Consider the following 25703-nt stretch of genomic DNA (forward strand, 5'->3'; position numbering starts at 1 on the left):
GGCGGATGGCCGCGGGCCACGCCCGAAATCGTCCTGGTTCACCGTGCGGCGGCGAAAAAAATCCACCCCGAAGGGTGGATGCCGGGATGATGCGCGCCTCAGCTGACGTCGCCCACGCGGGCCAGCGGCGGGTTGGCCGTGAAGTAGCGGTCGATGCCGGTCAGCATGGCCTGCGCCAGCTTGTCCAGGTGCGCGCTGCTGCGCAGCTTGGCTTCTTCTTCGGGGTTGCTGATAAAGGCCGTCTCGACCAGGATGGAGGGGATATCCGGCGCCTTGAGCACCGCGAAGCCGGCCTGCTCGACGCGGTTTTTATGCAGGCGGTTGATCTTCTTGATCTCGTCCAGGAAGGCCGTGCCGACCTTGAGCGAATCATTGATCTGCGCCGTGGTGGACAGGTCCAGCAGCACCTTGGCGACCTGGCGGTCGTGGCTGCCGAGATTGACGCCGCCGATCAGGTCGGCGGCGTTTTCTTTGTCGGCCAGCCAGCGCGCCTGGGTGCTGGATGCGCCGCGCTCGGAGAGCGCGAACACCGAGGAGCCGTTGGCCGTGGGCTTGACCCAGGCATCGGCATGGATGGAGACGAACAGGTCGGCGCGCACGCGACGGGCTTTCTGCACGCGCACATGCAGCGGCACGAAATAATCGTCGTCGCGCGTCAGGTAGGCGCGCATGGCCGGCTGCGCGTCGATCAGGGTCTTGAGGCGGCGCGCGATGCGCAGCACCACGTCTTTTTCGCGCAGGCCCGAGGCGCCGATGGCGCCCGGATCCTCGCCACCGTGGCCGGGATCGAGCGCGATGGTGAGCATGCGGCGCCGCGCGCGCCCGGGCGCCGGCGTGGGCGCGGCGGGCTTGGGCACGGGCAGCGCGGGGGCGGGCTCCTGGCCGCGCGCCAGCGGCGCGGGGGCCGGCGCGGGCTGGTTGCGCGCGATCTCGTCCAGCACGCGCGCCAGCGGATCATCGACGTCGGGGGCGGACGATTTATTCAGGATGGCGACCAGCGGGTCCTGGGCGATCTTGGGATAGAGATCGAGCACCAGGCGGTACTGGTAGTCGCCCACCGGCTTGAGGGTGAAGACCTGCGGCGCGACGGCCTGCTTGAGGTCGAAGACCAGGCGCACGACATTGGGGCGGTTCTGCGCCACGCGCAGGCCCTGGATATACGGATCGTCGGGCCTGACCTTGGCGATGAGGTCGTTCAAGGCCGCGTTGGTCGTGAGGCCTTCGATATCGACCACCAGGCGATGGGGATTTTCGAGGGTGAACTGTTCGGCCTTGAGCTCGCGGTCGAGTTCGAGCGTGACGCGGGTGTATTCCTCGGCGGGCCAGGTGCGCACCGCGAGAATGGTGGCGGCCCGCGCCAGCCGCGGCACGACGGGCAATACGAGCAGGGTCGCCGCGACGCTGATCAGGCGTCGGCGCGTGGCGGCGCGTGGCGGGAGTGCGCCGCTGTCGGAGGGACAATCGCGTTCAACCATGTTTGTCCTCGGGCGGTGTAGGCGGTCAAGGTGGCGTCGCGTCCTGGCTCGCCGTGGAGCAGGGCGATCTCCAGATCCGGCACCGGTAAAAAGCCCCCGGCACGCTCGGGCCATTCGATCAGGACTACCGCATCGTCACGCAATAAATCGCGGAATCCAGCGTCCAACCATTCGCGCGTATCACTAAGTCTATAAAAATCAAAGTGATAGAAGTATAAGTTAGAAACTTTATAGGATTCAAGCAGGGCATAGGTCGGACTTTTGATCCGGCCCTTGATGCCGCTTGCGCGCAACAGTGCCCGGGTGAAGGCGGTTTTGCCCGCGCCGAGATCGCCGCGCAGGTGTATCCGTCCCCCGGCCGGGCCATGGCTGCCGTTGACCAGCGGCGCCAGTTGTCCGGCCAGCGCGTCGGTGGCGTGTTCGTCGGGCAGGTGCAGTTCGAGGCGGGCGAGAGGAACGGACATGGGAAGGGCCAGGTGGTAAAAACGGAATGGTGAGTCGGATTATAGGAAGGGCGGCCTTTCTGCTACGCTTTCGATTTGATAGTGATTCTCATTGTCCTTTCCGGGGCAAGCCCGGCAGGACACTTTCGTTGTTACGGAGCTGTGATCCATGAAGACCCGCACCGAAAAAGACACTTTCGGCCCCATCGAAGTCCCCGACGACCATCTCTGGGGCGCCCAGACGCAGCGCTCGCTGCATTTTTTCGCGATCTCGACCGAAAGAATGCCGGTGCCGCTGGTGACGGCCATGGCCCAGCTCAAACGCGCCGCCGCCCAGGTCAATGCCGATCTGGGCGAGCTGGATCCCGCCATCGCCAAGGCCATCATCGCCGCCGCCGACGAGGTCATCGCCGGCAAGTGGCCGAATGAGTTTCCGCTGTCGGTTTGGCAGACGGGTTCGGGCACGCAGAGCAATATGAATATGAACGAGGTGCTCGCCAACCGCGCCTCGGAGATCCTGGGCGGCGTGCGCGGCGAGGGCCGCAAGGTGCATCCCAACGACCACGTCAATCGCGGCCAATCGTCCAACGACACCTTCCCGACGGCCATGCACGTGGCCGCGGCGGTGCAGATCGAGCGCCATCTGCTGCCCGCGCTGAAGGCGCTGCGGGCCACGCTGGCCCGCAAAAGCGCGGCCTTCTATGACATCGTCAAGATCGGGCGCACCCACTTGCAGGATGCCACGCCGCTGACGCTGGGCCAGGAGATCTCGGGCTGGGTCGCCCAGCTCGACCTGGCCGAGGCGCAGATCCGCGCGACCCTGCCTGGCCTGCACCAGCTGGCCATCGGCGGCACGGCGGTGGGCACCGGCCTGAACGCCCATCCCGAATTCAGCGCCAAGGTCTCGGCCGCGCTGGCGCATGACACGGGCGTGGCCTTTGTGTCGGCGCCCAATAAATTCCAGGCCCTGGCCTCGCACGAGGCGCTGCTGTTCGCGCACGGCGCGCTCAAGACCCTGGCCGCCGGCGCGATGAAGATCGCCAACGATGTGCGCTGGCTGGCCAGCGGCCCGCGCTCGGGCCTGGGCGAAATCAGCATTCCCGAGAACGAGCCGGGCAGCTCCATCATGCCGGGCAAGGTCAATCCCACGCAGTGCGAGGCCCTGACCATGCTGTCGGCACAGGTGCTGGGCAATGACGTCGCCATCAATATCGGCGGGGCCAGCGGCAACTTCGAGCTCAATGTCTACAAGCCCCTGGTCATCCACAACTTCCTGCAGTCGGTGCGCCTGCTGGCCGACGGCATGGCCAGCTTCGATGCGCATTGCGCGCAGGGCATCGAGCCCAACCGCGAGCGCATCGCCGAACTGGTCGAGCGCTCGCTGATGCTGGTGACCGCCCTGAATCCCCATATCGGCTACGACAAGGCCGCGCAGATCGCCAAGAAGGCGCACAAGGAAGGCCTGTCGCTCAAACAGGCGGCGCTGGCGCTGGGTCATGTGACGGAAGCGCAGTTCGCCGAGTGGGTGGTCCCGGCCAACATGACCAACGCAAAAGGCTAGCGGCCGGCTAGCCCAGCATCAGCCATAGCGGGATGGTGATGGCCGAGAACAGGGTGCCCAGCGAGAGCAGCACGGCCACCATGCGGCCGTCGCCGCCCATGCGCATGGCCAGCACATAGCTGGCCGAAGCCGTGGGCAGGGCGGCGAAAAGCAGCAGCATGCGGGCCTCCAGGGCGGGCAGCGGCAGCAGCCGCGCCACGCCCATGGCGACCAGGGGCATGGCCAGCAGCTTGACGGCCAGCATCCAGCCGATCAGGCGGCCATGGCCCCGGCCTCCCTCCCACGACAGGCTGGCGCCCACGCAGAGGATGCCCAGCGCGATCGCGGCCGCGCCCAGGCGCGCCAGCACGGTATCCACCGGGCCCGGCAGGGACAGCCCCGCCAGATTGCAGGCCAGGGCCAGCAGCGTGGAGACGACCAGGGGATTGCGCGCCAGCTCGCCCAGCAGCCTGTTGCCATTGTGGCGGGCCAGGCCGTAGACCGCGGCGATATTGGCCATGGGAACCGCGAAGCCGATGATGAGAGCCATGACGGTCTGGCCCGCCGCGCCGTTCAGGCTGGCCGCCAGGGCCAGGCCGATATAGGTATTGAAGCGATAGCCGCATTGCGCCGCCGAGGCCAGGGCGATGGGCGCGGGCTTGAGCAGGGGCGCGGCCAGCCAGGACAGCGCCACGCCGGCGGTGATCATGGCAAAGGCGGCCTGCAGCAGCAGCACCGCATTGCCGGCGCTGATGGGGGTGCGCAGGATGGACTGGAAGAGCAGGGCGGGGAAGAGAACGAAATACACCAGCCGCTCGCAGCCGGCGAAGAACTCGCGCGTGAAGGCCAGTCTATGGCGCAGGGCCCAGCCCAGGGCGACGAGCAGAAAATCAGGCAATACAAGCAGGGCGACCGACATGACGCAGCGCAACATATTATGTATTTGAGAAGGCTGAATCCTACCTCGGCCCCGCCATTTGCTGCTATTCTCCGAAATCGAGCGCACGCCGCCCGGCCCCGGGCGGTGACAGACGCAGATCGCGTTCGCCAATAAATCACACAGACACAGGCCGTCTACAGGCGGCCGATCCCGCACATCGGCGCTGCTCACGCGCGGCGCCGCCTATCAGGAGGAAACACACCGATGATCAAAGTACGCACTCTCGTTCAGGCGATGGCCGTGGCCGTGGGCTTTGCCGCTGCCGCCGGCGCTCAGGCGGCCAACTATCCCGACAAGCCCATCCGCGTGATCGTTCCGTTCGCGCCCGGCGGCTCGACCGACATCATCGCCCGCATCGTGACCCAGCGTATGGCCCAGGAACTCGGCCAGCCCATGGTGGTCGAGAACAAGGGTGGCGCCGGCGGCGCCATCGGCGCGGCCGAAGCCGCCCGCGCCGCGCCGGACGGCTACACGCTGTCCATCGCCACGGTGTCGACCATGGCCGTGAACCCGGCCTGCCGTCCCAATGATCTGCCCTACGATCCGATCAAGGACTTCCAGCCCGTCACCAACTTCGCCAACACGGCCAACGTGGTGGCGGTCAACCCGAAGTTCCCGGCCAAGGACTTCAAGGGCTTCATCGAAGAGCTGAAGAAGAACCCCGGCAAGTATTCCTATGGCAGCTCGGGCACCTGCGGCGTGCTGCACCTGATGGGCGAGTCGTTCAAGATGGCGACCGGCACCGACATCGTGCACGTGCCCTACAAGGGTTCGGGCCCGGCCGTGGCCGATGCCGTGGGCGGCCAGATCGAACTGATCTTCGACAACCTGCCGTCCTCCATGGGCCAGATCCAGGCCGGCAAGCTGCGCGCCATGGCGATCGCCTGGCCCAAGCGCATCGACGCCATCAAGGACGTCCCGACCTTCGCCGAAGCCGGTTTCCCCGTGCTGAACCAGCCCGTGTGGTACGGCCTGCTGGCGCCCAAGGGCACGCCGATGGAAGTCGTCAACAAGCTGCGTGACGCGGCCGTGATCGCCCTGAAGGACCCCAAGGTCCTGAAGACGCTGGATGACCAGGGCTCGGCGCCTTCGGGCAACACGCCGGAAGAATTCGCCAAGGAAATCAAGGAACAGTACGACTGGGCCGCCGACGTGGTGAAGAAGCAGAACATCAAGCTGGACTGATCCCGCCTGATTCGCCACGAAAAAGCGCCGTATGCGAATACGGCGCTTTTTTTTCGCTCAGGCCGGGGCGGCGGGCAGGCCGGCGCGGTCCAGGGCCTGGCATTGCCGGCGCAGGCGGTCGACGAAGTCGTGATAGAGCGCGGGCAGGGGGTCGCGGCTGCGCGTCATGACGCAGATGGGCACCCGCAGCGGCGGCTCCAGCGCGCGCACCGTCATGCCGGGCCGCAGCATGGCGCGCGCGGTGATGGCGTCCACGATGGCGTGGCCGCAGCCGGCATCGGCCAGGGCGCAGGCCACATAGTGGGTCTGCACCTGGATGGCGACCGGCGGCGCCAGGCCCTGGGCGTCGAGCGCCATCTGCAGCATCGAGCCGGAGGCGTCGCGCGCATCGAGCACGATGAGCGTGTCCTCGGCCAGGTCGGCCAGGCGCGCGGGCCCCTCTCCGGGCTGGCGGCTCAGGTGCACCAGCGAGGTGTGGCCCAGCTCGCTGCGCGTCAGGCCCGGATGCTCGTTGGTGTCGAAGGTGACGGCCAGGTCCAGTTCGCGGGCCAGCAGGCCCTGCACCAGTTCGGCGCTGTGATGGGTGTGGATGTCGAAGGTCAGGCCGGGATGGGCATCCCGGCTGGCGCGCACCACCGCGGGCAGCAGGCCCAGGCCCAGCGCGGGCGCGCAGCCCAGGCGCAGATGGCCGTAGGGGCTCTCCCGCAGCGAGGCCGCCAGCCGGCGCACGCTGTTGAGGTCTTTGTTGAGCCGGGCGATCTCGGGGGTCAGGATGTCGGCTTCGCGCGTGGCGACCAGCCGGCCCTTGACGCGCTCGAACAGCTTGAAGCCGAGCTGCGCCTCGGCGTGGGCGAGCAGTTTGCTGGCCGCGGGCTGCGAGATGTGCAGCGCGGCGGCCGCCTCGGTGAGCGAGCCGGTGCGTCGGATGGCTTCGAATATCTCGATGTGGCGCAGGCGCATGGCGGTACGGGGAAGGGAAAAGGCCGATTCTATGCCGGAAGCGCGGAGCGCACTTTAAGATGGGCGCCTAGCCATCAAGCCGAGGTCGCCATGATGTCCCGTCTTTTCGCGCCACGCTTTGTCCTTGCCCGCCTGCTGCCGGGCGCCCTCCTGGCCTTGCTGGCCGCGGCGCCGGCCTGGGCGCTGGACGTCAATCCGGAGGCCGCCAGCGGCTACCAGGCCAAGACCCTGGCGACGGCGCGCCAATACATGATCGCCACCGCCAATCCCCTGGCCAGCCAGGCCGGCGAGGCCGTGCTGGCCCGCGGCGGCAGCGCGGTCGACGCGGTGATCGCCGCCCAGCTCGTGCTCAACCTCACCGAGCCGCAGTCCTCGGGCATAGGCGGGGGCGCCTTCATGCTGCATTACGACGCGGCCACGCATGAGCTGGTCGCCTACGACAGCCGCGAAACCGCGCCGGCCGCCGCCCGCCCGGACCGCTTTCTGCGCGACGGCAAGCCCATCCCCTTTGCCGAGGCGGTCAACAATGGGCGCGCCGTGGCCACGCCGGGCCTGCTGCGCGGCCTGGCGCTGGCGCATGCCGATCAGGGCCGGCTGCCCTGGGCGGATCTGTTCGCGCCGGCCATCGCGCTGGCCGAGCAGGGGTTCGCCGTCTCGCCGCGGCTGCATGCCCTCATCAAGGAGAGCCCGGAACTGGCCGCCCAGCCCGCCGCGGCGCGTTATTTCCTGGACGGCGCGGGCCAGCCCTGGCCGGTGGGGCATGTGCTGCGCAATCCCGAGTTCGCGCGTCTGCTGCGGCGTATCGCCCAGGAAGGCCCGGACGCCTTCTACCAGGGCCAGGTCGCGCGCGATATCGTGGCGGCGGTGCGGGCCCATCCCCAGCCCGGCGACCTGAGCGAGGCCGACCTGGCCGGCTATCGGGCCATCCGGCGCGAGCCGATCTGCGGGCGCTATCGCGGCTACCGGCTGTGCGGGCCGCCGCCGCCCAGCAGCGGCCCGCTGGCGGTGCTGCAGATACTGGGCCAGCTGGAGCCCTACCGGCTGCAGGGCGCGCAATCCCTGCGGACCGTGCATTATTTCGCCGAGAGCGGCAGGCTGGCCTTCGCCGACCGCAATTTCTATGTGGCCGATCCGCAGTTCGTGGACGTGCCGGTGGCCGCCATGCTGGAGCCGGCCTATCTGCGCAAGCGCGCCGCGCTCATCCATCCCGAGCGCAGCATGAAGCAGGCGCTGCCCGGCGACCCGGCCGGCCTGCTGCTGGCGCGGGCGCGCGATGATGCGTTCGAGGTGCCCTCGACCTCGCATCTGGTGGCGGTGGACGCGCGGGGCAATGTGGTCTCCATGACGTCCACCATCGAATCCGCCTTCGGCAGCAAGATCTTCGTGCATGGCTTTCTGCTCAATAACGAGATGACGGATTTTTCTTCTTCCTGGCGCGATCCGGAGGGACGCCTGGTCGCCAATCGCATCGAGGGGGGCAAGCGGCCGCGCAGCTCCATGGCGCCGATGATCGTGTTCCGCGCGGGCAAGCCCTGGCTGGCGCTGGGCTCCCCGGGCGGCAGCGCCATCATCAACTACGTGGCCAAGACGCTGGTGGGCGTCATCGATGGCGGCCTCGATATCCAGGCCGCCATCGACCTGCCCAATATGGGCAGCCGCAACCAGGCCACCGAGCTGGAGCGCGGCAGCGCGCTGCAGGCCCTGGCGCCCGGGCTGCGCGCCATGGGCCATGAGGTCAAGCTGGTGGATTTTCCGAGCGGAGTGCAGGGCATCATGCTGCGGGCCGGCCTGCTGGAGGGCGGCGCCGACCCGCGCCGCGAGGGGATGGCGCTGGGCCGCTGAGGCGGTCAGCGGAAGACGACGGTCTTGTTGCGGTTGAGCAGGATGCGGTGCTCCACATGGCTGCGCACGGCGCGCGAGAGCACCAGGGACTCGATGTCGCTGCCCACCTGGGTCAGGGCCTGCGCCGTCATGGTGTGGTCCACGCGCTCGATGTCCTGCTCGATGATGGGGCCTTCGTCCAGGTCGGAGGTCACGTAGTGCGCGGTGGCGCCGATGAGCTTCACGCCCCGGGCGTGGGCCTGGTGATAGGGGCGCGCGCCCTTGAAGCTGGGCAGGAAGCTGTGATGGATATTGATGGCGCGGCCGGCCAGGGCGCGGCAGAGGTCGGCCGACAGGATCTGCATATAGCGGGCCAGCACCACCAGGTCGATGCGTTCGCGCTCGACCAGGGCCAGCACCTGCTGCTCCTGCGCGGCCTTGGTCTCGGGCGTGACCGGCAGGTGATGGAAGGGGATGCCATAAGAGGCCGCCAGGCCGGCGTAGTCATTGTGGTTGGACACGATGGCCGCGATCTCGGCATGCAGCTGGCCGCTGCCCACGCGGAACAGCAGATCGTTCAGGCAGTGGCCTTGCTTGCTCACCATGATGAGCAGGCGCGGCTTCTGGCGCGCGTCGTGGATCTGCCAGTCCATGCCGTAGTCGGCGGCCAGGGAGGCGAATTTCGCGCGCAGCGCTTCGGCGTCGCCCGGGAGGTCGAAGTGCACGCGCAGGAAGAAGCGGCCCGTCTCTTCGTCGCCGAACTGCTGCGAGTCGAGGATGTTGCAACCGAGTTCGAACAGCAGGCCGCTGACGCGATAGACGATGCCCGTGCGGTCAGGGCAAGACAGGGTCAGGATGTAGTCGTTGTGCTGCATGTTCTTGGGGATAGGTAAACGGTAGCAATCAGGAGGCCAGTCGGGCCAGGGTTTCTTCGGCCAGCGCCAGGCTGGAGGTCAGGCCGGGGGATTCGATGCCATATAGGCCCACGAATCCGGCCACCCCGTGCTGGGCCGGCGCGGAAATCATGAAATCGGCGGCCGGTTCTTTGGGGCCGGAAATTTTTGGGCGTATGCCAGTGTAGCCGGGCGCCAGGGCGCGGTCCGGCAGTTGCGGCCAGTAGCGCCGCACGGCGTCGTAGAAGACGTCCGCGCGCTCGGGATGCAGGGTGTAGTCTTCGGCCGGGATCCACTCGGTGTCCGGGCCGAACTTGGCCTGCCCGCCCATGTCCAGCGTCAGGTGCACGCCCAGGCCGGCATGCTGCGGCACCGGGTAGATCAGGCGGCTGAAGGGCGCGCGGCCCGATAGCGTGAAATAGCTGCCCTTGCAGAGGTATTCGGCCGGGATGCTGCCGGCGGGCAGCCCTTCGATGCGGCGCGACAGGGTGGGGGCATGCAGGCCGGCGCTGTTGATCAGCACATTACAGCTCAGGGTCATGGCTTCGGGGCCGCCGAAGTCCACCTCGAAGCCGCCCGCCGGGCGCACGCGGGCGCCCAGCATGGGCGTATGGAAGACGCATTGCGCGCCGGCGTTCTCGGCCTCGCCTTGATAGGAGAGCATCAAGGCGTGGCTGTCGACGATGCCGGTCGAGGGCGAGAGCAGGGCGGCGGTGCAGCTCAGGGCCGGTTCGAGCGCCCGCGCCTGACGGGCCGTCAGGGCTTGCAGATCGTCCACGCCATTGGCGGCCGCGCGGGCCGCGATGCCTTCGAGGCTGGCGGCTTCGTCGTCCGAGGTGGCGACGATGAGCTTGCCCAGGCGTTTGTGGCCGATGCCGCGCGCCGCGCAGTATTCATAGAGCAGGTGCTTGCCGCGCACGCACAGGCGGGCCTTCAGGCTGCCGGCCGGATAGTAGATGCCGGCATGGATGACTTCGGAGTTGCGCGAACTCGTGCCGGTGCCGATGGCTTCGGTGGCTTCGGCCACCAGCACTTCGCGGCCCGACAGGGCCAGCGCGCGGGCGACGGCCAGGCCGACGACGCCGGCACCGATGACGATGCAATCGATATCCGTATTCATAGGGTTCAGGTCTGGCGGGCGGGGGTGAGGTCGAAGCCGCCGGCATGAAAGACCAGCGGGTCTTCCGTGCTCCAGCCGCAGGCCAGCACTTCGCCGACCATGATGACATGGTCGCCTTCTTCGTATTGGCTGCGGTTGCGGCACTCGAACCAGGCGGCATTGCGGTCGTCCAGGCGCGGCGTGCCGAAGGGCGCGCGCACGTCGGGCAGGCCGTTGAAGCGCTCGCGCGTGATGCCGGTGGCGAAATGGCGCGCCAGGGCGATCTGCTCGGCCGACAGGACGTTGACGACATAGCGTTCGCAGCGCAGGAAGGCCTCCAGCGAGGAGGAGGCGCGCGACAGGCTCCAGAGCACCAGCGGCGGGTCCAGCGACACCGAGTTGAAGGAGCTGACGGTCAGCCCGATGCGTTCACCGGCCAGGCCGGCGGTGCTGACGACCGTCACGCCCGTGGCGAAGCGGCCCAGGGCGGTGCGGAAAAACGCGGCATCAAATGCGGGTAAGAGGGACATGCGTTGGCGGCGTCAGGGCGAAAGACGGTCCATCGCCCAGCCCTGCTTGCCGTCGGCGCGATAGCGCAGGCGGTCGTGCAGGCGCGAAGGCCGGCCTTGCCAGAATTCGAAATAGCTCGGAACCAGGCGATAGCCGCCCCAATGCGGCGGGCGCGGCGGATCGTCGCCGTAGCGAGCCTTGAACTCGCGCTCGCGGGCCTCCAGGGCGTCGCGGGTGATGGGCTGGCTCTGGTTGGAGGCCCAGGCGCCGATGCGCGAGCCGACCGGGCGGCTCTTGAAATAGGCCTCGGATTCTTCGGGGCTGACACGCTCGACCACCCCCTCGATACGCACCTGGCGCTCCAGCGGCTGCCAGAAGAACAGCAGGGCGGCGCGCGGGTTGGCCAGCAGGTCGTGGCCTTTGCGCGAGTCGTAGTTGGTGAAGAAGGTGAAGCCGCGGGCGTCGAAGCCCTTGATCAGGACCGTGCGCGCCGAGGGCTGGCCCGAAGCGTCGACCGTGGCCAGCGTCATGGCGTTGGGCTCGGGGACCTGGGCGGCGATGGCCTCGTCGAACCAGAGCGCAAACTGGTCGATGGGCGATATGGCGGCCTGGTTCTCCAGCAGGACGCCTCTTTCATAGCTTTGACGCAGATCGGAAACGGACATGACGGTCGGCAGTGGCAAGGGGAAGCCTTCAGTTTACCGCCATCCGCCCCGGGTTTCCCCGTAGGCGCGGTTCAGCTCCCGGGCAGCTGCCAGGGATCCTGTTCGAGGCGGCGGGCGAGGGCGTCCAGCCGGGCGTCGCGGATGCCGGCGGCACGCAGCGCGCGGGCGGTCTCGACGACGTAATCGGTGCAGGGCCCATAACGGCCCGCGGCGCGGCGCACGATGGCCAGCATCTCGTCCTCGGGCAGGGCGCGGATATAGGCGGGGTTGGCGCGGTTCATGATGAAGACCAGGGCCTGCACGGGGCCGGTCTCGGTCTGGCAGTTCAGCCAGCGCGGGAGATAGGCGCCGGTGGACATTTCGCGGTCCCAGAGGGCCGGGAAATACTCGGGCACCTGGGCGCCCGAGAGGCGGTAGACCACGCCGCGGCAGGAGCCGCCGCGATCCAGGCCGAACACCAGGCCGGGGCATTCCGGGGTGCCGCGGTTGACGCGCGACCAGAGGCAGAGGGCGCGGTGATGGCCGCGCAGCATGGCCAGGCGGCGCTCTTCAAACGCGAAGTCCGGGCGCCAGATCAGCGAGCCATAGCCATAGACCCACAGGTCCTGGCCGTCGCGCCAGTGCGCCAGGGCGTTGTCGAGCGAGGCGCGGCGCTCTTCGGGGGTCCAGAGGCGGAAAGGGGTGGACGCGCCCGACATGGCGGGCGCCTCGGCAGGAGGGAAAAGCGGCGAACTCACGACGAGGTTTCGGTGTCTTGCGGCGGATGGCGATTGAACCAGCCCCCGGCCGTCAGGGCCAGGGCATAGGCCCAGAACAGGGGCGCCACACCAATGATCGCTCCCAGCGCGCCGAAAGTCAGCGGCAGTGTCACCTGCGACGCATTGATCAAGGCCATGCGGACCCCGACCGCCTCGGCTGCCCGCCCGTGAGGCGAATAGTGATGCAGCAGCGACAGCATACTCGGTTGGCAGCAACCCAGGGCCAGGCCGAGGATGAAAGACAACACGATCAGGACGCTAACGTCGGTGAAAAAGGGATAAAGCAGGAAGTCGATGGCCGCCGTCACCATGGCCACGCGCACCAGGGTCCAGGAGCGCACCCGGTTCTGGATGAAGGGCAGCAGCAGGCGGATGACGAAAGTTGCCGCCGCGAAGGCGGCCAATATGAGGCCGATGGTGGTGGCCGACAGCCCGATGGCCACGCCGAAAATAGGGACGACGAAGAGGTGGGTATCCCAGGCGCCCGACAGAATGGTGTTGACCATGAGAATGCGGCGCAGCGGCGGCACGGCCAGCAGCTCGGTCACCCGGCGTTTTTCCTTGGCGCGCTGGCTGCTTGTGCCGGCCAGGGTCTGGTCGGCCCTCTTGAGCCGCCGGCGCAGCAGGTAGAGGCCGCCGATGGACAGCAAGGGCCCCAGGGTCAGCAGGCCGAAGGCCAGGCGGTTGCCGAGGTGATCGATGGCCAACCCGGCGATCAGCGGTCCGGAAAACCCCGAGCCCGCCAGCGCCAGCGACATCCAGGAGAAATTGCGCAGCCGCCGCTGGGGCTCGGCGTGGCCCAGCAGGTCCTGGGTGGCGACCTGGTGCAGCATGAAGCCGATACCGATGCAACAGGAGGCAATGAGCAGGGCGATCTGCGTCTGCGACAGAAAGGGCAGCGCGGTGCCGACGGTGACCAGACCGGTGCCGATGACCAGGGGTTTGCGGATGCCGACCTTGTCCACCCAGCGTCCGGCATGGACGGAAAACAGCATGGGCAGGACGGCGAAGACGGCCACCAGGGTGCCCACCTTGAAGGTGGACAGGCCGATCTGTAGGGCCGTGAGCGAGACGGTAATCCGTCCCCCTGTCAGCGCCACATGGTTCAGCATGGCCAGCAGGCACAGCCAGCCCGCCCCTTGGAATTCGGAGTCGGAAGCGTTGTGCGAGGGGGGATGGGGTGGCTTGGACACGGCGTAACTGTAAGGATTCTGTGCCTATCTTCCGTCAATGTCGAGGCAAGCGCCGGCGGCGCCCCGGGCTGGCGGGCCGGCGCCGCCGCGGCAGGAATCGGTGCCGTATGCCGCCGGTCGGCGGCGGTTGGCGGCGAGTTAGCCGCAATTACGCCCGCGAGGCCGCGGACCGCCGCGCCGGAGCGTGGGCTGGCGAGGGCCAAGTTGTGTCTTGTACGCAACGGTTTGGACGGATAAACCGGGCATGGCCGCAGCGCGCCGACCAGGTCTATCAGGCGCTGGGCGGCGATGCCGCCGTGGGACAATATGGCCCATGAACCTGCCCGTTTCCTGTGATATTGATGCCGAGCGCCGTTTTGGCGGTCTGGCCCGTCTGTATGGCCCCCGGGCGCCGGAGCGGCTGCGCGCCGCGCATGTGGCGGTGGCCGGCCTGGGCGGCGTGGGCTCCTGGACGGCCGAGGCGCTGGCGCGCTGCGGGGTCGGGGCGCTGACCCTGATCGATCTGGACAATATCGCCGAATCCAACGTCAACCGGCAGATCCATGCCCTGAGCGCCACGCTGGGCCAGGCCAAGGTGGACGCCATGGCCGAGCGCATCGCGGCCATCAATCCGGATTGCCGCCTGGTCCGGGTGGAGGACTTTGTCGAGCCAGGCAATGTGGCGCGGGTCCTGGCGGACGACTACGCCATGATTGTCGATTGCACCGACCAGGCCGCCGCCAAGATCGCCATGGTGCTGCATGCGCGGGCGCGCGGTTTGCCCATGCTGCTTTGCGGCGGCGCGGGCGGCAAGACGGATCCGCTCGCGCTGCGCGCCGGCGACCTGTCCCAGGCCGTCAATGATGCGCTGCTATCCAAGCTGCGCAACAAGCTGCGCCGCGAGCATGGCTATCCGCGCGCCAGCGACGCCCAGGGCCGGGCGCTCAAGCGCGTGCCGCGCATGGGCGTGCGCGCCCTGTGGTTCGACCAGCCGGCCATCCTGCCGGCGGCCTGGCGGCGCGAGGATGACGACGATGTGGCCTTGCTGGCCGAGCCCCTGGCGCCGCAGGGCCTGTCCTGCGCCGGCTATGGTTCGGTGGTGATGGTGACGGCGGCCATGGGCATGGCGGCCGCCAACGAGGCCGTCCAGGCCATCCTGGCCGGCGCCGCCTCAGGCGGTTGAGCGCCGCAGCGCCAGTCCCAAGGCCATCCAGCCCAGGCCGCCAGCCAGGCCCAGCCATCCGCTGGAGGCCAGCAGCAGCAGCGACCAGCCCAGCGCCAGCGGCAGCAGCAGCCTGGGCCAGGGCATCTGGAAAGCCGGCGCCGGGCCGCCGGCGCGGCGCAGCTTCATCAGCACGATAAGCGGCGGAATGAAGTGCGCCACATACAGAAAACCGCCGATGGCCGTGGTGAGCGGCAGGCTGTTCAGCCAGGCCACCAGCATCAGGATGGCGGCGCTGGTCAGCACCGCCGTCCGGGGCACGCCGGCGGCCGGGTGGACGCGGGCCAGCGCGGCGGGCAGCAGGCCGTCGCGCGCCATGGCGAAGCTGATGCGCGACGCCACCACCAGCACCGCGTTGGCCGTGGCCGCCGTGGTCAGGACGGCCACCCCGGCCAGGGCCCGGCCGCCGGCCGGCCCGAGGAATTGCCGCGCGGCGGCGGCCAGCGGGGCGTCGGAGGCGCCCAGCGCCTGCCAGCCCAGCGTGCCCAGGGCCACGAACACCACCATGAGATAGACAAAGAGCACCACGGCCAGCGTCAACAGAATGGCCAGGGGGAGATTGCGTTCGGGCCGTTCGATCTCCTCGCCGGCGGCCGCCACCATGTCGAAGCCGCCGAAGGCCAGGAAGGCCAGCAGCGAGGCCGAGAACAGGCCGGCCAGGCCATGCGGCATCAGCGGGGTGAAGCGCGCCAGGTCGACGGCGGGCATGCCCAGCAGCGAGAAGGCAAGCAGACCGGCCACGGCCAGCGACATGACCAGGGCCTGCACCAGGCCCGACAGCCTGACATCGGCCACGTTGACCAGGGCGCACAGGGCCACCAGGCCCATGGCGCCCCATTGCGCCGGCCAGCCGGTCAGCACCTGGAGATAGCCGCCAAAGCCCAGCGTGACATAGCCGCTGACCAGCAGGTAGGCGCCCCAGAAAATCCAACCCATGAGAAAGCCCCAGCCCGGGCCCAGCACCTGGCGCACAAAGGCGTAGCCGCCGCCGGCCTCGGGATAGCGGCAGGCAAGCTCGGCATAGGGCAGGGCGATGAGCAGGGAGGCCAGGAAAGCCAGGGCGAAAGCCAGCAGGGCCGCCGGACCGGCCTGGGCCGCGCTGTGGCCCACCAGCACGAAGATGCCGCCGCCTATGGTGCCGCCCACGCCCAGCGCCACGGCGCTGCGCAGTCCCAGCGCGCGGCGCAGCTGCGGGCGCGCCCGCGAGGAGGAGGCGCTCATAGATCCGCCAGCGCCAGGCGCACGCGCCGGTTGTGGCGCCCCTTGTTGTCGATCTTGAGGATGCGCAGGGGCCGGCTGGCGCCGGTGCGCGCCAGATGCGTGCCGCCGCAAGCCTGGCGGTCGAGGCCGACGATGTCCACGATGCGGATCAGATTGTCCGCCGTGGGCGGCGGGGCGACCGATTTGGAGCGGATCAGGCCATGCGACTGCTGGGCCTCGGTCATGGGCAGGTAGACGTCGCGCACGGGCAGATCCTGGCCGATGGCGTCATTGATGGCCCCTTCCAGGGCGCGGATCCTCTCGTTGTCCGCATCGGGCAGGTCGAAGTCCATGCGGGCCGTGCCGTCCTCGTTCATCTGCACGCCCGTGACCAAGGCGCCGTCGAAGGCCTGGAAGACCAGGGCGTTGAGGATGTGGGTGCCGGTATGCAGCTCGCGCATCATCTGGCGGAAATCCGCGTCCACGCTGGCGCGGACCGTGTCGCGCAGTTCGGCGCCGGGGTCGGCCAGCAGGATCCAGGTCCGCCCCGCGAGGGTCTCGAAGCCGCTGACCGCCAGCGGCCCGTCCCGCCCCTGGAGGCTGCCCCGGTCGGCCGGCTGGCCGCCGCCGCCCGGATAAAAGGGCGATTCGGCCAGCAGGACGCGGCCCGGGCGGGCGTCCACGACCTGGGTGTCCAGGGTCAGGGTTTCCGGATGGGCATGATAGAAAGCCGGCGAGGGCATAGCGACTCCATGAGAAAGTTTCTCCCAGTATGGCCGCCGCGCCGGCCGCCGTATTGGCAGAAATTGCGCGCTCAGGCGAGCCGCGCGGCGCGGGCGAATTGCAGCGGGGTGATGCCGTAGTAGCGCTTGAAGTATTTGTTCAGGGCGCTTTGGTCATAGAAGCCGGTGGCCGCGGCGATCTGCGCCAGCGGCATGCCGCGCCGCAGATAGTGGCAGGCCCGGTGCAGCCGCGTCTGGATCAGGTAGGCGTGCGGCGTCAGGCCCAGGCCGCGCTTGAACAGGCCGATCAGCTGGAAGGGGGTCAGCCCGGCGGCCGCGCTCAGGGTTTCCAGCCGCAGGTCCTGGGCGTGCCGGTCCTGGACGAGGCCGGTCACCAGGCGCAGCAGGACCTGGTCGCGCGGCGGCGGATCGATGCGCCCGCCGCCGCAGCCATGGCGCAGGTAGAGCCGGCCGAAGGTGGAGAACAGCAGTTCGCGTTCGCGGAACAGGTCGCCGCCGTCTTCCAGCGCGCGGTGCAAGGCCAGGAAGCCGTCGATGAGGTCGGCGTCGGCGAATAGATTGCGCGTGAAGTAGGGCACGGTTTCGATGCCCAGACCGCGCGCCACGGCGTCAATGGCCGATTGCGTCAGATAGAAGGAGCGATAGCGCCAGCGCTCGCTGTGGCCCATCCAGCCGGCATGCGCCTCGACCGGATTGAAGACGAACAGCGTGGAGCGGCGCGCCTCCTCGACCACGCCACGGCTCTTGACCACCGAGCCGCCGGCTTCGGTCACGGCGATCACAAAGCCCTCATGGGTATGGGGCGGGTATTCCTGGGTGGTGAAGTCGGCGCACATCAGGCTCAGGCCGGGTGTGTGTCTGTCCCACCAATAGTGCGACACATTGTTAGGATCGTGGCGGGCCATTGCCGGCTCCCGGGACTGGCGTCGTTACGGATTTTATCGGCGGCCGGCCGGCATTGCAGCCTGCCGCCGGGGTGGTCCAGAATAGGCTTACCCATCGCGGATTTCCACCCCCCTCCGAGGTACATCACCATGGCTACTGGTACCGTTCACTTGCATCGCGTGCTGCGCGCGCCCCCCGAGCGCGTCTACCGGGCGTTTCTTGAGCCCGACGCGCTGGCCAAATGGCTGCCGCCCTATGGCTACACCTGCGAAGTCCACGAAATCGACGCGCGGGTGGGCGGCGGCTTCCGGATGTCATTCCGCAATTTCGGCGCCGCCCAGGCCAGTTCCTTCGGCGGCGAGTATCTGGAGCTCGTCCCCTTTGAGAAGATCCGCTATACGGATCGTTTCGATGACCCCAATTTGCCGGGGGAGATCCTGGTCACGGTGAGCCTGGTGTCCGTGTCCTGCGGCACCGAGCTGCGCGTGGTGCAGGAGGGCATTCCCGAGGTGATACCGGTGGAGATGTGCTATCTGGGCTGGCAGGAGTCGCTGCTGCAGCTGGCCCGCCTGGTGGAGCCGGACATCCCGGGCTGAGCGCCGTTTCGGCCGCCCCTCAGTAGTCGTGCAGGGTGACGTCCATCCAGCCGCGCAGCGCGTTGGACAGGCGCAGGCCTTCGGCGCGGCGCAGGTCGTCGACTTCCAGGACGCGCTCGCGGACCTGGCCGGTCTCGAGCAGTTCGGCGCGCTGCACGCCGGGCAGCAGGCCGCATTCGACCGGCGGGGTGTACCACTGGCCGCGCAGCAGCAGGTAAAGATTGCTGCGGCTGCCTTCGCACAGCTGCCCTTTTTCGTTGAAGAACACCATGTCGAAGATCTGCGGATGCGCCGGCAGCCAGTCCGCCGCCTTGGCGTACCAGGGGCGGAAGGTGGTCTTGTAGCGCAGCAGCGGCTCGCGCGAATCCAGCGGCTCGGGCGACAGGAGGATTTCCTGCACCAGGGGCAGCGGCGCCAGCGGGGCGGTATGGATGCTGTATTGGCCGCCGCGTTCGAGCAGCAGGCGCAGGCGCTGCGGCTCCAGGCCGGGCAGGCCGCGCGCGGCCGCCAGGATGTCGCGTTCGATGGCGGCTTCGTCGCAGCGGTAGCTCAGGGCCTGGGCCGACGCGGCCAGCCGGGTCAGGTGGCGGCCCAGCAGGGGCAGGCTGCGGTCGGCGGTGACGAGTAGGGTTTCGATCAGCTCGGGGGCCATGGCGATCCTAGTGAGGCTGGCCCAGGATGCGGGCCTTCCAGTGGCATTCCTGCCACTCTAACGCGGGGTCGGAGTCGTAGACAATCCCGCCGCCGGTGCTGTAGACGCCCTGGTCGGCGTCATCCAGCACCAGTGTGCGGATGGCCACGTTGAGCGAGAAATCGCCGTCCGGCGCCAGCCAGCCCACGCTGCCGCAGTACAGGCCGCGCGGGGCGATCTCCAGCTGCCGGATGCGGCGCATGGCGGCGATCTTGGGCGCGCCGGTGATCGAGCCGCAAGGAAAGAGCGCGCCCAGCACCTCGGCCAGGCTGGCCCGGGGCGCCAGGGCGCTGACCGTCGAGGTCAGGGTCCAGACCGTGGGATAGCGCTCCAGCGAAAACAGGGCATCCACCTTGACCGAGCCCGGCCGGGCCAGGCGTCCCAGGTCGTTGCGCAGCAGGTCGACGATCATCAGGTTCTCGGCCCGGTCTTTTTCGCTGGCCAGCAGCGCCTGGCCCAGGCGCTGGTCTTCGCCGGGATCGGCCGAGCGCGGCGCGGTGCCCTTCATGGGGCGGGTGAGCAGGCGCTCGCCCTGGCGGGCCACGAACAGCTCGGGCGAAAAGGACAGGACCGTGCGCCGGCCATCGCGCACATAGGCGGCATGGGCCACGGGATGGCGCTGGGCGATGCCACGGTAGAGCGCGTCCGGCGCGCCCTCGATGCGCACATCCAGCGGCTGGGTGTAGTTGACCTGGTAGAACTCGCCCGCGCCGATGCCGGCCCGGATGCGCTCGACGCGCCGGAGATAGTCGGCCTCGGCCTGGCGCGGGCGGGCGGAGACGACGCGGGCGTCGGTGCCGCCCGTCCAGGGGCCGGTCAGTTCGGCGTGTTCGAAGACCAGGGCGGTCAGGCGGGGAGGCAGATCGGCGCGCGGCGGCGGATTGGGCCCGTCCGGGGGCGCCCGCAGCACTTCGGGCAGCAGCCATTCGCCCAGCTCGTAGTCCAGCAGCAAGGCCACCCAATGACCGGCGCGGCGCGCCGATTCGATGGCCGCCCAGGCTGCCGGCAGCTCTTGCGGCTGCGCGGCCTGGATGCGCGCCACCTGCCCCGACAGGCGGCGCGACCGCCCGGCCAGGCGGTCTTCAAACCAGCAATCCATATTTCTCTAGTGTTGGAGGAACTCGGCGAGCACCTGGCCGGTATGGGACCGGCCGCGCAGGCTCATGACGTGTTCCGGAGAGCCTTCGGCCACCAATTGGCCGCCGCCCGTGCCGCCTTCCGGACCGAGGTCCAGCAGCCAATCGGCTTCGGCGATGACATCGAGATTATGCTCGATCACGACCACGGTGTTGCCGGCTTCGACCAGGCGATGTAGGACGTGGATGAGTTTCTCGACGTCGGCCATGGACAGGCCCACGGTGGGTTCGTCCAGCACATAGAGGGTGTGCGGAATGCGCGAGGCCCGGCCGGTCTTGATGACGCCGTCGGTCAGGCGGGCCTTGGCCAGTTCGGTCACCAGCTTGATGCGCTGGGCCTCGCCGCCGGACAGCGTGGGCGAGGGCTGGCCCAGCGTCAGATAGCCCAGGCCGACGTCCTGCATCAGCTGCAGGGGGCGGTGGATCTTGGGGTGGGCGGCGAAGTAGGCCAGCGCGTCATCGACCTCCAGGGACAGGACTTCGCCGGCGTTCTTGCCGCGCATCTGCACGCTCAGGGTGTCGGCATTGAAGCGCGCGCCGTTGCAGGCGTCGCAGGGCACTTTGACGTCCGGCAGGAAGTTCATCTCGATGGTCCGCATGCCCTGGCCTTCGCAGATGGGGCAGCGGCCGTCGCCGGTATTGAAGGAGAAGCGCGCCGCGCCCCAGCCGCGCATGCGCGCCTCGCGCGTGTCGGCGAACTGTTTGCGCACATCGTCCCAGAAACCGACATAGGTGGCCGGGCAGGAGCGCGGGGTCTTGCCGATGGGCGTCTGGTCGACCTCGAGCACGCGGTCGATGGCCTCCCAGCCCTCGATGCGGGCGCAGCCTATCCATTGCTCGGCCTTGCCGGCCGAGACGACGCGGCTCAGGTTGTCCAGCAGCACTTCGCGCGCCAGGGTGGACTTGCCCGAACCGGACACGCCGGTCACCACGGTGAGGCGGCCGATGGGGATGCTGGCGTTGACATTGCCCAGGTTGTGCAGGTGGGCGGCCTTGATGCGCAGCATGGGCGTGTCTTTTTCGACGGCGCGGCGGCCTTGCAGCGGATGGGCCAGCGGCTTGGCCAGATAGCGGCCCGTGACGGACTCGGGGGCGTCGATCAGGTCCTGCGCGCTGCCCTGGGCGACCACGCGGCCGCCGCGGATGCCGGCGCCCGGCCCGATATCGATGATGTGCGAGGCGCGGCGGATGGTGTCGTCATCGTGCTCGACGACCACCAGCGTGTTGCCATTGCCCTCCAGGCGCGCGAGCGCGTCGAGCAGGATGCGGTTGTCGCGCGGGTGCAGGCCGATGGTGGGCTCGTCCAGCACGTAGCACACCCCTTGCAGATTGGAGCCGAGCTGGGCGGCCAGGCGGATGCGCTGGGCTTCGCCGCCGGACAGCGTGGGCGCGGCGCGGTCCAGCGCCAGGTAGTTCAGGCCGACCTCCTGCATGAAGTCCAGGCGGCCGCGGATCTCGGCCAGGATGTCGCGCGCGATCTCGGCCTCGCGGCCGCGCATGACCAGGCCGGTGAAGAAGCTGTGCGCCTCGGAGACCGGCATGGAGGCCAGTTCCGCGATGGAGCGGTCGCGCCAGCGCACGGCCAGCGCCGTCCGGTTGAGCCGCTGGCCATGGCAGACGCCGCAGGCCTGGGTTTCGCCCTCGTACCAGGCGTTCCAGGCGGTTTCTTCGCCGGTCTGTTCGGCGTCGAAGCCTTGCAGCTGCAGGCCGGTGCCGAAACAGCCCTCGCACCAGCCATGCTTGGAGTTATAGGAGAACAGGCGCGGATCGGGCTCGGGGAAGCTGAGGCCGCAAGAGGGGCAGGCGCGCTTGACCGAAAAATGCTGCTGCTGCGGGCGGGCGTTCAGGCCGGCCTCGCGGCGCAGCTGCGCATCGCCCTGGGCGCCGGGCGTCAGGTCCCAGAGAATGCTCATCACGCCCTGGCCATGCTCCAGCGCGCGCTTGACGGCCTCGCGCAGCGCGGCCTCGTTGGCCGGGTCGACCACGAGATCGGCCACGGGCAGTTCGATGGTGTGCTCTTTGTAGCGGTCCAGGCGCGGCCAGGGGCTGACCGGGATGAACTCGCCGTCCACGCGCAGATGCGTATAGCCCTTGCCGCCGGCCCATTTGGCCAGGTCGGTGTAATAGCCTTTGCGCGCGGTCACCAGCGGCGCCAGCAGGCCGAGATGGCGGCCTTTGTGCTCGCGCAGCAGGCGGGCGACGATCTGCTCGGTGTTCTGCGGTTCGACCGGCACCTGGCAATCAGGGCAGAACTGCGTGCCCAGCTTGACGTAGAGCAGGCGCAGGAAGTGATGGATCTCGGTCATCGTGGCCACGGTGGACTTGCGGCCGCCGCGGCTGGTGCGCTGTTCGATGGCCACGGTCGGCGGGATGCCGAAGATGGCGTCCACGTCCGGCTTGCCCGCCGGCTGCACGATGGCCCGGGCATAGGCGTTGAGCGATTCCAGATAGCGGCGCTGGCCCTCGTTGAACAGGATGTCGAAGGCCAGGGTGGACTTGCCCGATCCGGAGACGCCGGTGATGACGGTGAAGGTGTCGCGCGGGATTTCCACGCTGACGTTCTTCAGGTTGTGCTCGCGCGCGTTGCGGATCTCGATGGCCTCGGCCTGCTGCCGGCGGCGGCGCATCAGCGATTGCAGCGGCGTGCCGGTTTCGTAGGGCGTGCCCGGCTCTTCGATTACCGCCCTCAGGCCGGCCTGCTCGGCTTCCTGGCGGTCGGCGTCGGTGGACACCACCACATCGGCCGGCAGGATGCTGGTTTCGTAGTCGCGCAGGGCCTGGCCGGTGTAGGAACGCGGATTGTCCATCAGGTCCTGCGGCGTGCCCACGCCCACGACCTCGCCGCCGGCATCGCCGCCGTCGGGGCCGAGGTCGATCAGCCAATCGGCCGCGCGGATGACGTCCAGGTTGTGCTCGATGACCAGCAAGGTGTGGCCGGCCGCCAGCAGCTTGCGGAAGGCGCGCATCAGCCGCGCCACGTCATCGAAGTGCAGGCCGGTGGTCGGCTCGTCGAACAGAAAGAGGCTGCCCTTCTTGGCCACCTTGGCCGTCGAGATGCCAGAACGCGCCGCTTCGGCCAGGTGGCCGGCGAGCTTCAGGCGCTGGGCCTCGCCGCCGGACAGCGTGGGCACGGGCTGGCCCAGGCGCACGTACTCCAGGCCCACATCGCCCAGCGGCGCCAGGCCGGTCTGCACATCGCGCAGGCCGCGGAAGAACTCAAGCGCCTCGCTGACCGTCATTTCGAGCACTTCGTCGATGGACGCGCGCTTGCCCAGGTGTTCGACGCGGACCTCCAGCACCTCGGGACGGAAGCGCTTGCCGTCGCAATCGGGGCAGCGCAGATAGACGTCCGACAGGAACTGCATCTCGACGTGCTCGAAGCCGGTGCCGCCGCAGGTCGGGCAGCGGCCGTCGCCGCCGTTGAAGCTGAAAGTGCCCGCGGTGTAGCCGCGCTCCTTGGCCAGCGGCGCCTGCGCGAACAGCTTGCGGATGGCGTCGAAGGCGCCGACATAGCTGGCGGGATTGGAGCGCGCGGTCTTGCCGATGGGCGTCTGGTCGACCATGACGACATCGGCGATCTGTTCGGCGCCCAGCAGGCGGTCGAAGGGACCGGGGGCCTCGGAGGGCTTGCCCTGATGCTTGAGCAGGGCCGGAAAGAGCACGTCCTGCACCAGCGTGGACTTGCCCGAGCCGGAGACGCCCGTCACGCAGACCAGGCGGCCCAGCGGCAGCTCGACCGAGACGTTCTTGAGGTTGTGGGCGCGCACGCCTTCGAGCAGCAGGCGCGGCGTGTTGGCCGCCACCGGCATGGGCCGCGGGGCTTCGACGTGGCGCCGGCCGCCGAGATAGTCGCCGGTGAGGGTGGGCGCGGCGCGCAGCTGCGTGGGCGTGCCGTCGAAGACGATGCGTCCGCCCCGCTCGCCGGGGCCGGGGCCGATGTCGATGATGCGGTCGGCCGCCACCATGACCTGGGGATCGTGCTCGACCACCACCAGGGTGTTGCCGGCGTCGCGCAGACGGTGCATGACCTCCACCACGCGGTGCATGTCGCGCGGGTGCAGGCCGATGGAAGGCTCGTCCAGCACGAACAAGGTGTTGACCAGCGAGGTGCCCAGCGCCGTGGTGAGGTTGATGCGTTGGACCTCGCCGCCGGACAGGGTGCGGCTTTGGCGGTCCAGCGTGAGATAGCCCAGGCCCACGTCGCAGAGGAATTTCAGCCGCGCGCGCACCTCGGTGAGCAGCAGGTCCGCGGCCGCGTCCATGGCGCCCTGGAACGTGATGTCGTCGAAAAAGCGCCGCACGCGCTCGATGGGCAGCAGCATGACGTCGTGCACAGACAGGCCGTCCAGGCTGTCGAGTTTTTCGCGCGTCCAGCTCACGCCGGCCGGCATGAAGCGCTGGTAGCGGCCATCGCCCGGCGGCAGCACGGCATCGGCCTCGGCCTTGCTGCCCAGGCGCCAGAGCAGGGCGTCGGGCTTGAGCCGGGCGCCATGGCAGGTGGGGCAGGGCGTATAGCTGCGGTACTTGGACAGCAGCACGCGCACATGCATTTTGTAGGCCTTGCTTTCCAGCCAGGCGAAGAAGCGGTGCACGCCGTACCACTGGTGTTTCCAGGCCGAGTCGCCGCCCTTGAAATCCGGGTCGCCGTTGAGCACCCAGTCGCGCTGCGCCTGGCTGAGGGACTTCCAGGGCACCGAAACGGGAATGCCGGCGCGCGGCGCGTACTTCATCATGTCGTCCTGGCACTCCTTGAAGGAGGGCGTCTGCCAGGGTTTGATGGCGCCTTCCTTGAGCGTCTTGCTTTCGTCCGGGATGACCAGGCCCAGGTCGATGCCGATCACGCGGCCAAAGCCGCGGCAGGCTTCGCAGGCGCCCAGCGGCGAATTGAAGGAGAAGCTGCTGGGCAGCACGTCGCTGTATTCGATATCGCAGTCGGCGCAATGCAGCCGGTCGCTGTATTTCCAGACGGCGGCATCGCCGCCTTCAGCGTCCATGACATAGACGGCCAGATGCCCCGCGCCCATGCGCAGCGCCGTGTCCAGCGCTTCCATGACGCGCTCGCGCTCGGCGCCGGCGAAACGCAGGCGGTCCTGCACCACGTGCAGGGTGCGGCGCGCTTCGGCGGCCTCGGCCTTTTTGCCGCGGCCCTTGGCCTTGGCGGGCGCGGCGGGCGCGGCGTCTTCGTGGTGCACGCGGGTATAGCCCTGGCCTTCGAGAAAGCCCTTCACCTCGTCTTCGGTAAAGTTGGCCGGCACGGCGATGGGGAAGGTGATGACCAGGCGCGGGTCGCTGGCGGCGGCGCTGCGCTCGGCCAGCGAATGGAAGATGGACTCGGGCGTGTCGCGCCGCACGCGCTTGCCGCAGCCCCGGCAATAGAGATGCGCCCCGCGCGCGAACAGCAGCTTGAGGTGGTCGTTCAGCTCGGTCATCGTGCCCACCGTGCTGCGCGAGCTGCGCACCGGGTTGGTCTGGTCGATGGCGATGGCCGGCAGGATGCCCTCGATGCGGTCGACCTGGGGCTTGTCCATGCGGTCCAGGAACTGGCGCGCATAAGGCGAGAAGGTCTCGACATAGCGGCGCTGGCCTTCGGCGTACAGCGTGTCGAAGGCCAGGGAGCTCTTGCCCGATCCGGAGACGCCGGTCACGACGACCAGCTCGCCGGTGGCGATGGTGAGATCCAGGTTCTTGAGATTGTTCTGGCGGGCGCCAACGATGCGGATATGGGAGCTCATGAGGCGTAATCGTAGCCGGTGTGTGAGGGCGGGTCCG

At 68.8% G+C, this 25703-nt stretch carries 21 protein-coding genes; 5 read left to right on the forward strand and 16 right to left on the reverse strand.

From position 1 onward, the window contains the following. Nucleotides 1–98 precede the first annotated feature (98 nt). Together L540_RS08955 and tsaE are read right to left on the reverse strand one after the other, a co-directional pair. On the reverse strand, nt 99–1475 hold the full coding sequence (locus L540_RS08955) for an N-acetylmuramoyl-L-alanine amidase (RefSeq protein WP_043215067.1): 1377 nt from the start codon (nt 1473–1475) through the stop codon (nt 99–101). Next, entirely contained in the window at nt 1406–1939 is a 534-nt protein-coding gene (tsaE, locus tag L540_RS08960) for a tRNA (adenosine(37)-N6)-threonylcarbamoyltransferase complex ATPase subunit type 1 TsaE (protein ID WP_043215066.1), read from the reverse strand. The genes L540_RS08955 and tsaE overlap by 70 nt, the downstream gene beginning before the upstream one ends. Nucleotides 1940–2087: 148 nt before the next feature. Here tsaE and fumC point away from each other — a divergent pair, with 148 nt between their 5' ends. Then, nucleotides 2088–3479: a class II fumarate hydratase gene (fumC, locus tag L540_RS08965; protein WP_043215064.1), complete on the forward strand. Its 1392-nt coding sequence runs from the start codon at nt 2088–2090 to the stop codon at nt 3477–3479. 7 nt (nt 3480–3486) lie between these two features. Here fumC and L540_RS08970 read toward each other — a convergent pair whose 3' ends face one another. Then, complete coding sequence (locus L540_RS08970) at nt 3487–4455, reverse strand: AEC family transporter (protein ID WP_372432986.1); 969 nt, start codon at nt 4453–4455, stop codon at nt 3487–3489. 147 nt (nt 4456–4602) lie between these two features. Here L540_RS08970 and L540_RS08975 point away from each other — a divergent pair, with 147 nt between their 5' ends. Beyond that, nucleotides 4603–5583: a tripartite tricarboxylate transporter substrate binding protein BugE gene (locus L540_RS08975; RefSeq protein ID WP_043215062.1), complete on the forward strand. Its 981-nt coding sequence runs from the start codon at nt 4603–4605 to the stop codon at nt 5581–5583. Nucleotides 5584–5640: 57 nt separating this feature from the next. Here L540_RS08975 and L540_RS08980 read toward each other — a convergent pair whose 3' ends face one another. Beyond that, on the reverse strand, nt 5641–6543 hold the full coding sequence (locus tag L540_RS08980; RefSeq protein ID WP_043215060.1) for a LysR family transcriptional regulator: 903 nt from the start codon (nt 6541–6543) through the stop codon (nt 5641–5643). A 93-nt stretch (nt 6544–6636) separates the two neighbouring features. Between L540_RS08980 and ggt the strand changes: the two genes are divergently transcribed. Beyond that, nucleotides 6637–8385 carry a gamma-glutamyltransferase gene (ggt, locus tag L540_RS08985; protein WP_043215596.1) on the forward strand — a complete coding sequence of 583 codons (1749 nt, stop codon included), beginning with the start codon at nt 6637–6639 and terminating at the stop codon, nt 8383–8385. A gap of 5 nt (nt 8386–8390) precedes the next feature. Here ggt and purU read toward each other — a convergent pair whose 3' ends face one another. The 6 genes from purU to L540_RS09015 form a co-directional block, all read right to left on the reverse strand. After that, complete coding sequence (purU, locus tag L540_RS08990; protein WP_043215058.1) at nt 8391–9239, reverse strand: formyltetrahydrofolate deformylase; 849 nt, start codon at nt 9237–9239, stop codon at nt 8391–8393. Nucleotides 9240–9267: 28 nt separating this feature from the next. Next, on the reverse strand, nt 9268–10377 hold the full coding sequence (locus tag L540_RS08995; RefSeq protein ID WP_043215056.1) for an NAD(P)/FAD-dependent oxidoreductase: 1110 nt from the start codon (nt 10375–10377) through the stop codon (nt 9268–9270). Nucleotides 10378–10382: 5 nt separating this feature from the next. Beyond that, a complete protein-coding gene (locus L540_RS09000) occupies nt 10383–10886 on the reverse strand; it encodes a flavin reductase family protein (protein WP_043215055.1) in 504 nt (167 codons plus the stop codon). Nucleotides 10887–10898: 12 nt separating this feature from the next. Continuing rightward, complete coding sequence (pdxH, locus tag L540_RS09005; protein WP_043215054.1) at nt 10899–11531, reverse strand: pyridoxamine 5'-phosphate oxidase; 633 nt, start codon at nt 11529–11531, stop codon at nt 10899–10901. Between the two features lie 71 nt (nt 11532–11602). Beyond that, a complete protein-coding gene (locus L540_RS09010; RefSeq protein ID WP_109842445.1) occupies nt 11603–12229 on the reverse strand; it encodes a gamma-glutamylcyclotransferase in 627 nt (208 codons plus the stop codon). 35 nt (nt 12230–12264) lie between these two features. Continuing rightward, the gene (locus L540_RS09015) at nt 12265–13401 is read right to left on the reverse strand and encodes an MFS transporter (RefSeq protein WP_043215594.1); all 1137 of its coding nucleotides are present in this window, start codon (nt 13399–13401) and stop codon (nt 12265–12267) included. A 394-nt stretch (nt 13402–13795) separates the two neighbouring features. On the opposite strand from L540_RS09015, the gene L540_RS09020 reads away from it, so the two are divergent. Next, complete coding sequence (locus L540_RS09020) at nt 13796–14644, forward strand: tRNA threonylcarbamoyladenosine dehydratase (protein WP_043215053.1); 849 nt, start codon at nt 13796–13798, stop codon at nt 14642–14644. On the opposite strand, the gene L540_RS09025 is transcribed toward L540_RS09020, so the two are convergent. The 3 genes from L540_RS09025 to L540_RS09035 all read right to left on the reverse strand — a co-directional run bounded on the left by L540_RS09025 (nt 14633) and on the right by L540_RS09035 (nt 17531). Next, nucleotides 14633–15904 carry an APC family permease gene (locus L540_RS09025; RefSeq protein ID WP_043215050.1) on the reverse strand — a complete coding sequence of 424 codons (1272 nt, stop codon included), beginning with the start codon at nt 15902–15904 and terminating at the stop codon, nt 14633–14635. The genes L540_RS09020 and L540_RS09025 overlap by 12 nt on opposite strands. Beyond that, the gene (locus tag L540_RS09030) at nt 15901–16626 is read right to left on the reverse strand and encodes an alanyl-tRNA editing protein (RefSeq protein WP_043215048.1); all 726 of its coding nucleotides are present in this window, start codon (nt 16624–16626) and stop codon (nt 15901–15903) included. The genes L540_RS09025 and L540_RS09030 overlap by 4 nt, the downstream gene beginning before the upstream one ends. A 71-nt stretch (nt 16627–16697) precedes the next feature. Next, nucleotides 16698–17531, reverse strand: a complete 834-nt coding sequence (locus tag L540_RS09035; protein WP_043215046.1) for a helix-turn-helix domain-containing protein — start codon at nt 17529–17531, stop codon at nt 16698–16700. Between the two features lie 129 nt (nt 17532–17660). On the opposite strand from L540_RS09035, the gene L540_RS09040 reads away from it, so the two are divergent. Continuing rightward, a complete protein-coding gene (locus L540_RS09040; protein ID WP_043215044.1) occupies nt 17661–18107 on the forward strand; it encodes an SRPBCC family protein in 447 nt (148 codons plus the stop codon). A gap of 19 nt (nt 18108–18126) precedes the next feature. Here the strand turns inward: L540_RS09040 and L540_RS09045 are convergent, their stop codons facing one another. The 3 genes from L540_RS09045 to uvrA are packed head-to-tail and all read right to left on the reverse strand — an operon-like array spanning nt 18127 to nt 25666. Further along, complete coding sequence (locus L540_RS09045) at nt 18127–18759, reverse strand: aminotransferase class IV family protein (protein ID WP_043215043.1); 633 nt, start codon at nt 18757–18759, stop codon at nt 18127–18129. A 7-nt stretch (nt 18760–18766) separates the two neighbouring features. Continuing rightward, complete coding sequence (locus L540_RS09050; protein ID WP_043215040.1) at nt 18767–19897, reverse strand: aminodeoxychorismate synthase component I; 1131 nt, start codon at nt 19895–19897, stop codon at nt 18767–18769. Between the two features lie 6 nt (nt 19898–19903). Continuing rightward, on the reverse strand, nt 19904–25666 hold the full coding sequence (uvrA, locus tag L540_RS09055) for an excinuclease ABC subunit UvrA (RefSeq protein ID WP_043215038.1): 5763 nt from the start codon (nt 25664–25666) through the stop codon (nt 19904–19906). Nucleotides 25667–25703: the final 37 nt, after the last annotated feature.

Origin of the sequence: Bordetella pseudohinzii (genome assembly GCF_000657795.2) — a bacterium.
In the GTDB taxonomy this organism is placed as follows: domain Bacteria; phylum Pseudomonadota; class Gammaproteobacteria; order Burkholderiales; family Burkholderiaceae_B; genus Bordetella; species Bordetella pseudohinzii.